Raw genomic sequence first — 12,084 nt, forward strand, 5'->3', positions numbered from 1 at the left:
AGCGAGGTAGAGCCGCATACACAGTCGTCATGCCCGACCTTGACCCGGGCATCCACGGCCTCGCGGGCGGTGGGTGACGGCGTGGATAGCCGGGTCAAGCCCGGCCATCACGGGCGGAGGGGGCGGATCGCCTTTCGCCTTCTCTCGGCGGCTGCACTCACCCTCATCCTCGCCATCGTCGCCTTCGTCGCCTGGGTCTACTCCCTCGGTCCTCTCCCGCTCGACGAAGCGCGCCAGGTCTCCACCACCATCGTCGACCGCAACGGCAAGCTGCTGCGCGCCTATGCCATGGCGGATGGCCGCTGGCGGTTGCCGGTCGATGCCAAGACCAACGTCGATCCGACGTACCTGAAACTGCTGTTCGCCTATGAGGACCAGCGCTTCTACGCCCATGATGGTATCGATCCGCTGGCGCTGGGGCGCGCGGCGTTGCAGTTCGGAACGCGCGGCCACATCGTCTCGGGCGGCTCGACCATCACCATGCAGCTCGCGCGGCTGATGGAGCCGCGCCGGCAGCGTTCGCTCCACGCAAAGCTGCGGCAGATCGTGCGTGCGATCGAGATCGAGCGCAGCATGAGCAAGGAGCAGATCCTCGATCTCTATCTGGCGCTCGCACCCTATGGCGGCAATCTCGAAGGCATCCGCGCGGCGTCCATCGCCTATCTCGGCAAAGAGCCGAAGCGCCTGTCGCTGGCGGAGGCCGCGCTGCTGGTGGCGCTGCCGCAATCGCCGGAAACCCGCCGCGTCGACCGCTACCCTGATGCGGCGCGGAAGGCGCGCGACCGCGTGCTCGACCGCATGGTCGAGGAGCACGTGGTCAGTGCCGACGACGCCAAGCAGGCCAAGGCGGTGCCCGTGCCAAAGCTGCGCAAGCCGATGCCGATCCTGGCGCCGCATGCCTCCGACACAGCGCTGTCGACAATCAAGGATACGCCGGTCATCAAGCTGACGCTCGATGCGAATCTGCAGAAGGTGCTGGAGCCGCTGGCCCGCGACCGCGCCATCGCGCTCGGGCCGAACATCTCTGTCGGCATCATCGTGGTCGACAATGAGAGCGGCGACGTGCTCGCCCGCGTCGGCTCGGCCGATTATTTCGACGAGCGCCGGGCAGGGCAGGTCGACATGACCCGCGCCATCCGCTCACCGGGCTCGACGCTGAAACCGTTCATCTATGGGCTCGCCTTCGAGGATGGCTTCGTGCATCCGGAGAGCCTGATCGACGACCGGCCGGTTCGCTTCGGCTCCTACGCGCCGGAGAATTTCGACATGACGTTCCAGGGCACGGTGCCGGTGAGGAAGGCGCTGCAATTATCGCTGAACGTGCCGGCCATCGTGCTGCTCGACCGGGTCGGCTCGAGCCGGCTGGCTTCGCGGCTGCGGCAGGCCGGTGGCAACCTGGTTTTGCCCAGGGACGAGACGCCAGGGCTCGCCATGGGTCTCGGTGGCGTTGGCGTCACACTCCAGGACCTCACTCAGCTTTATGCGGGCTTCGCCCGTGTCGGCACTACCAAGCCACTGCGCGAGGTCATGACGGATAAGGACGACCGCGAGCCGCTGCGGCTGCTGGATCAGGTCGCGGCCTGGCAGGTCGGCAACGTGCTGCTGGGAACACCGCCGCCGGAGAACGCCGCCCACAACCGGATCGCGTTCAAGACCGGCACCTCCTACGGCTATCGTGATGCCTGGTCGGTTGGGTTCGACGGCCGCATGACCATCGGCGTCTGGGTTGGCCGGCCCGACGGCGCTCCGGTTCCCGGCCTGATCGGGCGCGTCGCTGCCGCGCCAATCCTGTTCGACGCCTTCGCCCGGACCGGTAAGACGCTAACTCCATTGCCGAAGCCGCCACGGGGAACCTTGGTGGCCAGCAACGCCAAGCTGCCGCTGCCTCTGAAGCGGTTCCGCCCGGTCGGGGAACTGGTGCGCACCGGGAGCGAGCAGGCGCTGCACATTCAATTTCCGCTCAATGGCTCGCGGATCGACGTCGATCGATCGGCTGGCCGGGAGAGCGCAGCCATGCCGATCAAAGTCGCCGGCGGCGTGCTGCCCATGACCGTCATGGTTAACGGCACTTCGCGCGGCGAGATCGACGGCCGCCGTCAGCGGCTGATCGACCCGCCCGGTCCGGGCTTTGCCCGGCTCACCGTGATCGACGCCACGGGCGCCGCGGACACAGTCGTCATTCGAATTCAATGACCCCGGCTTAAGCGGTTGTGGCGATGGCGGTTTCAGCGTAAGCGGAACCAATGGTCGAGACCTATCCAAGCCCCCGTTTTGGAGCACCCCGCGAGTCGAAATCGCCCGCAAATCCGGGCAGTGGGCTCGTGCGCATGCTCGACATCGCCACGGCCAGCCATGCGCGCGCGGTCGGCTTCCTGGTGCTGTGCGCGCTGCTGCTGTTCCTGCCGGGCTTCTTCACCATCCCGCCGATCGATCGCGACGAAGCGCGGTTCGCCCAGGCCACCAAGCAGATGGTCGAGAGCGGCGACTATGTCGACATCCGCTTTCAGGAGGACGTCCGCTACAAGAAGCCAGTCGGCATCTACTGGTTGCAATCGGCGACGGTCGAAGCCGCGTCGATGCTCAAGCTGCCGAAGGCCGAATTGCGCATCTGGGTCTACCGCCTGCCGTCGCTGGTGGGCGCGATCGGCGCCGTGCTCATGACCTATTGGGCAGCGCTCGGCTTCGTCACGCGGCGCGCCGCGGTGCTGGCGGCGCTGATGATGTGCGCTTCGGTGCTGCTCGGCGTCGAGGCGCGGCTGGCGAAGACCGATGCCATGCTGCTGTTCTGCGTCGTCGCCGCGATGGGCGCGATGGCGCGGGCCTATTTGTCCTGGCAGCGCGCCGAGGACGAGACGCATCCGCCCTGGAGCTGGCCGGCGATCTTCTGGACCGCGCTTGCCATCGGCATCCTGATCAAGGGTCCGCTGATCCTGATGTTCGCAGGCCTGACCATCGTCGCGCTTGCGATCCAGGATCGCGATGCCTCCTGGCTGTGGAAGCTGCGCCCCCTCTGGGGCCTGATGTGGATGCTGGTGCTGGTGCTGCCCTGGTTCGTCGCAATCTTCTGGCGGGCGGGCGATGCCTTCTTCGCCGATTCCGTCGGCGGCGATATGCTGAGCAAGTTAGGTGCACAGGAATCCCATGGCGCCCCGCCCGGACTATACCTCGCGCTGTTCTGGATCACCTTCTGGCCCGGCGCGCCGCTCGCCGCGATGGCCGCGCCCGCGGTGTGGCGGGCGCGGCGTGAGCCCGGCGCGCAGTTTCTGCTGGCCTGGCTGATCCCGTCCTGGATCGTGTTCGAGGCGGTGCTGACCAAGCTGCCGCATTACGTGCTGCCGCTCTATCCGGCGATTGCGATCCTCACTGCAGGCGCGGTGGAGCGGCGCGTGCTATCGCGCTCCTGGCTGATGCGCGGCTCGGCCTGGTGGTTCGCGATCCCCGCAGCCGCCTCGATCATCGCGGTCGTCGGCGCGGTGATGCTGACGCGGCAGCCGGCCTTCGTGGCCTGGCCGTTCATCGCGGCCGCGCTGATCTTCGGCCTGTTCGCCTGGTGGCTCTACGACAACAATCGCGCCGAGCGCTCGCTGCTCAACGCGCTGGTCGCAGCCCTGATGCTGGCCGTGACGGTCTACGGCATCGTGCTGCCGGCACTGACGCCGCTGTTTCCGAGCATCGAGATCGCGCGCGCGCTTCGCAACGTCACCTGCGTCGGACCGAAAGCGGCCGCGGCCGGTTATCACGAGCCGAGCCTCGTCTTCCTGGTGGGCACCCAGACCTTGCTGACCGACGGCTCCGGTGCGGCGGATTTCCTGCGGCAGGGCAGCTGCCGCTTCGCGCTGATCGAGCAGCGCTCCGAGCGCAGCTTCGTGCAGCGCGCCGAGGCGATCGGGCTGCGCTACAAGGTCGGCGCGCGCATCGACGGCTACAATTTCTCGCAAGGGCGCGCGATCTCGATCTCGATCTTCCGGTCGGAAGGCACCGAATAGGATGCGGGCCTTGACCGGCATTGCGCCGCGTGGCGGCTATCCCGCGCAGTTGCTCGCCGTGTCCCGGCGCGCGCTGGCGCAGCTCGTGCGCTCGCCGTCACATTCGTGCCGGGCCGAGGCCGCCCGCAAGCTGGCCCGGCATTCGCTCTGGCTCAGCGCAGCGGGCGCAGCGCTGGTCATCGCGCTGATGGTCGGGTTCGATCAGGCCGAGATCCTGCTGATGCCGCCGCGCGGCACGCCCAGCCTGTGGCCGATCCGCATCCTCACCGATTTCGGCAAGGACGAGTATGTGCTCTTGGTGCTGGGGGCTGCGCTGGTGGCGCTGGCGCTTGTTGCGGCCGGGCTGCACGGAAGCCGCCGCGCGCTGCTGCTCGGCTTCGGCACGCGGCTTCAGTTCATGTTTCTGTCGGTTGCCGTGTCAGCGTTCGTCGCCGAAATCCTGAAATTTCTCATCGGACGCGGACGTCCGTTCGTCGGCGGCAAGGCCAACCCGTTCAACTTCGTCCCGTTCGACGGGACGGGGGCTTATGCCAGCCTGCCGTCAGGCCACGCCGTGGCAGCGTTCGCCCTGGCGTTTGCCGTGTCGGCATTGTGGCCGCGCCTGCGCGTGTTCATGTTCACTTACGCAATCGTGATCCTGCTGACGCGCCTGGTGCTGCTGGCGCATCACCCGAGCGACGTCGTGGCCGGCGCTCTCGTCGGAACGGTCGGCGCCATGGCCGTCCGTTACTGGTTTGCGGCCCGAAGGCTCGGCTTTGCCATCCGCGCCGACGGCACCATCGTGCCGCTTTCAGGGACGGTTTCGGACCGCCTTAAAAGGGTTGCCCGCGGGGCATCCGCCCCATAAAAGCGGCTGCCTGCCGGGACGCCGGTTCCCTGGGGCAGCTCAATTCCAACCACGAGCCTCGATTTGTCGACGTCCCAGCCTTCGGTTTCCATCGTCGTTCCCGTGCGCAACGAAGCCGACAACATCGCGCCCCTGATCGCGGAGATCACCGCGGCGCTCGATGGCCGCTGGGCTTATGAGATCATCTACGTCAACGACGGCTCGACCGATGCGACCGGCGAGCGGCTCGGCGCCATCATGAAACAGCGGAGCAATCTGCGTCAGCTCCGCCATGCGAGATCCGGCGGCCAATCGGCGGCCGTGCGCAGCGGCGTGCGCGCGGCGCGCGGGGAGATCGTGGCGACGCTCGACGGCGACGGCCAGAACAATCCGGCTTTCCTGCCCGACCTGATCGCGGCGGTCGAGAAGGGGGCAGGGCGCGTCGGTCTCGCTGCCGGCCAGCGCGTCGGGCGCAAGGACACCGGCTTCAAGAAATTCCAGTCGCGCGTGGCGAACGGCGTTCGCAACGCCATCCTGAAGGACGGCACGCGCGACACCGGCTGCGGACTGAAGGCGTTCCGCCGCGACGTCTTCCTGATGCTGCCTTACTTCGACGGGCTGCATCGCTTCCTCCCCGCGTTGGTCCGCCGCGAAGGCTACGACATCGCCTATGTCGACGTGATCGACCGGCCGCGCCATTCCGGCGTGTCGAACTATGGCTTCTTCGACCGGCTGTGGATCGGCATCATGGATCTCGTTGGCGTCTGGTGGCTGATCCGCCGCAAGAAGCCGACGCCTGAGGTGACCGAGGTGAATGCATGATCATCCAATACGGTCAGGCGCTGAGCAATTATCTCTACGACGTCTTCGTCGCCAAGTTCGACTTCTGGCTTGCGTTCGGCCTGGTCGCGCAGCTGTTCTTCACCGCGCGCTTCCTGGTGCAATGGATCGCGAGCGAGCGCGCCGGCAACAGCGTGGTGCCGATGGCATTCTGGTTCTGCTCGATGGGCGGTGGGCTGATGACGCTGGTCTATGGCGTGGTGAAGCGCGAGCCCGTTATCATCCTCGGACAGTCGCTGGCGACGGTGATCTATATCCGCAACATCATGCTGATCATCAAGAATCGCGGCAAAGCGTCGAAGACGCTGGAACGCTGATCCCAAACCGGACTCCGGGACTTCTCCCAAAATCGTGTGATATGTGACCCAATCGGCTCTTGCTATTTCAAGACCGATTGGTTCATATATCCCTATGCGTCGCGCCGCCCCAGTACAGCTGCCCCGTGGCCGCCCCCGGAGTTTCGACACGGAAGCCGCTGTCGAACGCGCGATGAACGTATTTTGGTCGCGCGGCTATCACGCCACGGCACTGCCGGACTTGCTTCGTGCGACGAAGCTCTCCCGTGGCAGCCTTTACGCCGCCTTTGGTGACAAGCACTCGCTGTTCTTGCGTGCGCTCGATCGCTATATTGCCATTGCCTTGACGCGGATGGATACCGAACTCGACCACCGCAGAGAGCCGGTCGAAGGCCTAAGGGCCTATCTTGCCGGCTACGTTGACCGCAACAGCGGTGCCAATGGTCGGCGCGGATGCCTGCTGGTAGCCACAGCCATGGAACTGGCTGGCCGTGACGTCGAGGTCGATCGTCGCATCGGGAACTTCTTCAAAGCCATGGAGGCTCGGGTGGCTGGTGCATTTTCCCGTGCGAAGGCAGCGGGCCAACTCGCCGATGGTGTCGAGCCTTCGAGCGCCGCCCGAATTCTCGTCTGTTTCGTCGAAGGGCTGCGGGTGGTCGGTAAGACGGCACCGACACGGATCATTTCGCAAGCCACCGTTGACGCTCTTCTCGACCGCTTTATCAGGTAGACAAACCATGGACCTTTCCGTTGTTCGCAGGCCCATATCTGGACCGAATGGTCTTGAAAATAGCGATGCCATGTCCGCCATCCAGATCGTCTGCGCGGTGGTGGTTCCCTTGCTCTGGGGCTATCAATTCGTGGTCATCAAAGTGGGCGTGGGCGAGTTTCCGCCTCTCTTCTTCCTCGCACTTCGCTTCCTGGCAATCGCGCTGCTGCTCGTTCCGTTCGTCGAAAGGCCGAGCCGTCGGCAGCTCGGGCCTGTCGCTGCCATTTCGCTTTTCCTCGGTGGATTGAACTTCGGCCTGTTCTACGTTGGTCTCGGGCTCGGCTCGGGAAGCATGTCTGCCGTCGCCTATCAACTCGCTCCGCCCTTCACCGTTCTGTTGGCCTGGCCGCTGCTCGCGGAGAAGCCGTCTCTAACCACGTCCGCCGGCGTCGTACTTGCGTTCGTCGGCGTGGTCGTGCTGGCAACGGGGCCTGGCCTGTCGGCAAACGCGCTTCCGCTGCTGCTCGTGGTCGGGGCAGCTTTCGCATTTGCGGTGTCCAACGTCTTGATGAAGCGTTATGGCCCTTTTGATCCCCTGATGTTGATGGGCTGGTCGTCGCTGCTCACGGTGCCGCAGGTCATGCTGATGTCGTTGTTGCTCGAATCCGGACAAATGGCGAGCCTTGTCACGGCAGACGAACGCGGCTGGCTGGCGCTTGCCTATACAATCTTCATCGGCGGAATTGTCGGGTTTGGCCTTTGGTTCTGGCTGATCGCCCGTTGCTCGATGGTGCGCGTCGCGCCTTTCGGTCTGCTGCTTCCGGTGTTCGCATTGACTTGCAGCGTTATCTTTCTTGACGAGCGCATGAGCCCAAAGCTGATCGTCGGCGGGCTGCTCGCGATCTCAGGCGTCGCCATGACGCAAGTGCGCCCACGCGCCCAACCAGCCTGATCGTCGAGCCTCGTGTCGTGCCGACTTCAGTCGGCGCCCGGCCGCCTAGCGCGGCAGCGCCGACGCCGTGCCTGAGTCGGGGAGGGTGGCCGTCTCTGTCTCGGCCCGGCGGTAAGGCTCGCCGGCCGCGTCGAGCACGGGATAGGCGACCGAGCAGATGTGCGAGTGGATGCGCCTGAGGTCGCGCAGCACGTCGAGATGGAGCGAGGTGGTTTCGATGGTTTCGGGGCGGCCCTCGCGCAGGCGGTCGAGATGGCGCTCGACCGCGGCAAGCTCGGTGTTGCGCAGCGCCGTCTTCTCCACCAGCAGCTTGCGCGCCTCGTTGGCGTCACCCGACATGAAGACGCCGAAGGCGATGCGCAGCGAGTCCATCGTGCGCTTGTGGAAGGCGGCGAGCTCCTCGGCCCCTTCCGCCGAGAACTGGAAGCGCCGCTTGATCTTCTTGGTGGCGAGCTCGCTCAGGCTCTTGTCGATGATATCGCCGATATGCTCGAGGTTGATGGCGAAGGAGATGATCTCCATCGCACGACGTCCTTCGCTCTCGTCGAGGCTGCCCCGCATCAGTTTCGTCACGTAGAGCTTGATGGCCTCGTCGAGACCGTCGACGAGATTGTCTGTTTTCGAGACCTGGTCGACCAGCGCGCGGTCGCCGGTCATCATCGCGGTCATCACCTTGCGCAGCATGACCTCGACGAGATCGCCCATGCGCAAGGTCTCGCGGGCGGCGTCGGCGAGCGCCAGTGACGGCGTCTCCAGCGCGGTCTCGTCGAGATAGCGCGGCCTTGCCGGGTCGGCTTCCTGCACGCGATCCGGCAAGAGGCGGATGAGCAGGCGCGACATGGTGTCGAGCAGGCCGATGAAGAGCACGGCCGTGCCGACATTGAAGGCGATGTGGAAAGCCGCCGTCATCTTGGCGAGATCGGGCTGCCAGGCGTGCATGTGCTCGGCGATCGCGCCCAGGAAGGGCAGGACGAGCGCAATCCCGACCACGCGGTTGACGAGATTGCCGACCGGCAGGCGATAGCTCGCGGGATCGTCACGTTTGGCGCCCTCGAACACGGGATTGATGGCGCTGCCGAGATTGGCCCCGAGCACCAGTGCGAGCGCCGCGTAAGGCGTGACGAATTGCGCATAGGCCAGCGACATGATCAGCAGCACGCTGGCGACGCTCGAATGCACCGCCCAGGTGACGAGGGCCGCGATGACGATGCACAAGATCGGGTCGCCCGTGATCGCCGACATGACGACGCGGACGCCGGGCGCGTTCTCGGCCGGCGCCAGCGTGTCGAGCAGGATGTGCAGCGAGAGCAGCATCAGGCCGAGGCCGATGCAGACGCGGCCGATGTCCTTGATCCGGGATCGCGGTCCCGAGCGGAAGGCGACGAGCCCAAGCACGAACAGCACCGGCGCGACGGCTGCGATGTTGAACGACAGCACCTGCACGATCAGCGTCGTGCCGACATTGGCCCCGAGCATGATGGCGAGCGCGGCGGCGAGGCTGACGAGGCCCTCGGCCGCGAACGAAGAGGTGATCAGCGCGGTCGCCGTGCTGCTCTGGAGCAGCGCGGTGAGCCCGAGGCCAGCAGCAAAGGCATTGAAACGGTTGCCCAGTGCCTTGCCGAGCAGGCGCCGCAGGTCCGGACCGAAGGCGCGCAGGATCCCGCTGTGGACCATGTGCAGGCCCCACAACAACAGCGCCACGCCGCCCATGAGATCGAGCAGAACCAACGTTCCCATGCTCCGTGTCCGGATTGGAGTCGATTGGTGAGGCTAGCGCCAAACGACAGCGGATCAAACCATTTGTTGGCGCATCCGCGTTAACGTTTACGGCGCGTGCACGTTCCCGCGGCGCGCGATGCCGCGTCCTCGCGCACGATGCCCTGTGAGCAGGCTCACATTGCCGTCTTCAGGGCAGCGAAGCCGCGATCGAGATCGGCCTTGAGGTCGTCGGTGTTTTCGAGGCCGATGTGAAGTCGCAGAGTCGGGCCGCCCGGAGCCCACTTCGTGGCTGTGCGATAGGCATCGCAATCGAAGGGAATCGCAAGGCTCTCGAAGCCGCCCCAGGAGAAGCCCATGCCGAACAGTTCTAGCGTGTTGAGCATGGTGTCGACAGCCTTCTGCGGGGCGGGCTTCAGCACGATGCTGAACAGGCCCGACGCACCGGTGAAGTCGCGCTTCCAGATCGCATGGCCGGGATCGGTCTCGAGCCCGGGATGCAGCACGCGCGCAACCTCAGGTCTCGCCGCCAGCCAGCGCGCCATCTCGAGCCCGGAGCGATGATGCTGCGCCAGCCGCACCGACAGCGTGCGCAAACCGCGCAGCGCCAGGAAGACGTCGTCGGGGCCGGCGCAGACGCCGAGCAGGCGGATGCCCTCGGCGACCATCGGCCAGGCCTGCGCGTTGGCCGAGATGGTGCCGAACATGATATCGGAATGGCCGCCGATATATTTGGTGGCGGCCTGCATGCTGATGTCGACGCCCTGCTCCAGCGAGCGGTGATAGAGCGGCGTCGCCCAGGTGTTGTCGTCGATGACGAGCGCGCCGCGCCCATGCGCGACCTCGGCGATGGCGCGGATGTCGGGCATCTCGAAGGATTGCGAGCCGGGCGCCTCCACCAGCACCGCGCGGGTGTTCGGCTTGAACAGCTTGTCGAGGCCGGCGCCGATCAGCGGATCGAAATAGGTGGTTTCGACGCCATAGCGGGTCAGCATGCCGTTGCAGAAATTGCGCGAGGGCCGATAGATGTTGTCGGCAACCAGAATATGGTCGCCGGCCTTCAGCACCGAGAGCAGGGTGGTGGAGATCGCCGACAGCCCCGACGGCACGATGCCGACGCCGGCGCATTGCGGCCCCTCCAGCGCCATCAGGGTATCCTGGAAAGCCCGGGTCGTCGGGGTGCCGTGGCGGCCGTAGGTGAACTCGCTGCGATGGGCGTGCAGGTCCTCGGCGGTCGGATAGAGCACGGTCGAGCCGTGGAACACCGGCGGATTGACGAACCCCTTCTGCGCCTTGGTGTCGCGGCCGGAGGTGACCAGCCGGGTCTCGGCGTGCTGCTCTTGGGGGTGCGAGGAATCCATGCGTCTGCTTTCAAAACCGCGTTTCCACCGGGCGCGTCGCGCCCGCGGGCCGGCCGAAAGGCCGCTGTCGTTAATAACAGAACACAGAAGAGTCCCGTCAACCCCTTGACCCGGCTCGCCAGTCGTTCTGTGATGCGCAGGTGCTATTCAGTCGCCGCATGTTGAGGGGCCTGCCGCGACCTTCGATCCATCGTCTGACCGGACCTTGCGCCACAGCCAAAAATGGCGGGCGCCAGCGGCGGGAATGAAGGTATGGCCTCCCGAGATCGGCGAGTGTTCGGCAAGGTTTTCCAGCATGACTCTTGCAGGGCTGCCCCTGGCAGAGTCGATCCTGAGACAACATTCCTGACCTTGAGACGACCTTGAAAGGCCCGAAGCCCATGAAACGCGTAACCCTGGCTCTCACCCTCGCTCTCGCTGCCGGCCTCTCCGCCCAAGCCGCCGATGCGCAAACGCTCAAGACCGTCAAGGACAGGGGCATGCTGTCCTGCGGCGTCAGCCAGGGCCTGCCGGGCTTCTCATCACCCGACGACAAGGGCAATTGGACCGGCATCGACGTCGACGTCTGCCGCGCCATTGCCGGCGCGATCTTCAACGATCCGACCAAGGTCAAGTATGTGCCGCTGTCCGCCAAGGACCGCTTCACGGCGCTGCAATCCGGCGAGATCGACGTGCTCTCGCGCAACACCACCTGGACCATCTCGCGCGACACCTCGCTCGGCGCCAACTTCACCGGCGTGACCTATTATGACGGGCAGGGTTTCATGGTGAAGAAGTCGCTCAAGGTGAATTCGGCGCTCGAGCTCAACAGCGCATCGGTCTGCGTGCAGACCGGCACCACCACCGAGCAGAATCTCGCCGACTACTTCAAGGCCAACAACATGAAGTATGAGGTGATCGCGTTCGCCACCAACGACGAGACCGTGAAGGCCTACGAAGCCGGGCGCTGCGACGTCTTCACCACCGACCAATCGGGCCTGTACGCCAATCGCCTGAAGCTCGCCAATCCCAACGACCACATGGTGCTCCCGGAAATCATCTCGAAGGAGCCGCTCGGCCCGATGGTGCGCCACGGCGACGACCAGTGGTTCGACATCGTGAAATGGACGCTGTTTGCGATGATCACCGCTGAAGAGCTCGGCGTGACCTCGAAGAACGTCGACGAGAAGGCGAAACTGGAAAATCCAGAGCTGAAGCGCGTGCTCGGCAGCGACGGCAATTTCGGCGAACAGCTCGGGCTGACCAAGGATTGGGTGGTGCGGATCGTGAAGACCGTCGGCAATTACGGCGAGGTGTTCGATCGCAACGTCGGCGCAGGCTCGCCGCTCGCCATCAATCGCGGTCTCAACAATCTCTGGAACAAGGGCGGTCTTCAGTACGCGCCGCCGATCCGCTGAT

General features: G+C 65.4%; 10 protein-coding genes. 8 read left to right on the forward strand and 2 right to left on the reverse strand.

Going from position 1 to position 12,084, the window contains the following annotated elements:
* Positions 1 to 81: 81 nt before the first annotated feature.
* The 7 genes from pbpC (at position 82) to CVM73_RS02575 (ending at position 7,609) form a co-directional block, all read left to right on the forward strand.
* On the forward strand, positions 82 to 2,193 hold the full coding sequence (gene pbpC / locus CVM73_RS02545; RefSeq protein WP_430641284.1) for a penicillin-binding protein 1C: 2,112 nt from the start codon (positions 82 to 84) through the stop codon (positions 2,191 to 2,193).
* Positions 2,194 to 2,243: 50 nt separating this feature from the next.
* A complete protein-coding gene (locus CVM73_RS02550; RefSeq protein ID WP_100230457.1) occupies positions 2,244 to 3,986 on the forward strand; it encodes an ArnT family glycosyltransferase in 1,743 nt (580 codons plus the stop codon).
* Between the two features lies 1 nt (position 3,987).
* Positions 3,988 to 4,833 carry a phosphatase PAP2 family protein gene (locus CVM73_RS02555; protein WP_100230458.1) on the forward strand — a complete coding sequence of 282 codons (846 nt, stop codon included), beginning with the start codon at positions 3,988 to 3,990 and terminating at the stop codon, positions 4,831 to 4,833.
* Positions 4,834 to 4,896: 63 nt separating this feature from the next.
* Positions 4,897 to 5,634: a glycosyltransferase family 2 protein gene (locus CVM73_RS02560; protein WP_100230459.1), complete on the forward strand. Its 738-nt coding sequence runs from the start codon at positions 4,897 to 4,899 to the stop codon at positions 5,632 to 5,634.
* Entirely contained in the window at positions 5,631 to 5,969 is a 339-nt protein-coding gene (locus CVM73_RS02565) for a lipid-A-disaccharide synthase N-terminal domain-containing protein (protein WP_063194420.1), read from the forward strand. Before CVM73_RS02560 ends, CVM73_RS02565 begins: the two co-directional genes overlap by 4 nt.
* Positions 5,970 to 6,141: 172 nt before the next feature.
* Positions 6,142 to 6,678: a TetR/AcrR family transcriptional regulator gene (locus CVM73_RS02570; RefSeq protein ID WP_245452201.1), complete on the forward strand. Its 537-nt coding sequence runs from the start codon at positions 6,142 to 6,144 to the stop codon at positions 6,676 to 6,678.
* 70 nt (positions 6,679 to 6,748) lie between these two features.
* Positions 6,749 to 7,609 (forward strand): DMT family transporter, encoded by an 861-nt coding sequence (locus CVM73_RS02575; protein ID WP_100230461.1) that lies wholly within the window; start codon positions 6,749 to 6,751, stop codon positions 7,607 to 7,609.
* 45 nt (positions 7,610 to 7,654) lie between these two features.
* On the opposite strand, the gene CVM73_RS02580 is transcribed toward CVM73_RS02575, so the two are convergent.
* Together CVM73_RS02580 and metC are read right to left on the reverse strand one after the other, a co-directional pair.
* Entirely contained in the window at positions 7,655 to 9,346 is a 1,692-nt protein-coding gene (locus tag CVM73_RS02580) for a Na/Pi cotransporter family protein (protein ID WP_100230462.1), read from the reverse strand.
* A gap of 155 nt (positions 9,347 to 9,501) precedes the next feature.
* Positions 9,502 to 10,686, reverse strand: coding sequence for a cystathionine beta-lyase (gene metC, locus CVM73_RS02585; protein WP_100230463.1), 1,185 nt, complete (start codon positions 10,684 to 10,686; stop codon positions 9,502 to 9,504).
* Positions 10,687 to 11,066: 380 nt separating this feature from the next.
* Between metC and CVM73_RS02595 the strand changes: the two genes are divergently transcribed.
* The gene (locus tag CVM73_RS02595; protein WP_027574514.1) at positions 11,067 to 12,083 is read left to right on the forward strand and encodes an amino acid ABC transporter substrate-binding protein; all 1,017 of its coding nucleotides are present in this window, start codon (positions 11,067 to 11,069) and stop codon (positions 12,081 to 12,083) included.
* Position 12,084 lies beyond the last annotated feature (1 nt).

The sequence above is a fragment of the Bradyrhizobium forestalis genome (assembly GCF_002795245.1).
In the GTDB taxonomy this organism is placed as follows: Bacteria; Pseudomonadota; Alphaproteobacteria; order Rhizobiales; family Xanthobacteraceae; genus Bradyrhizobium; species Bradyrhizobium forestalis.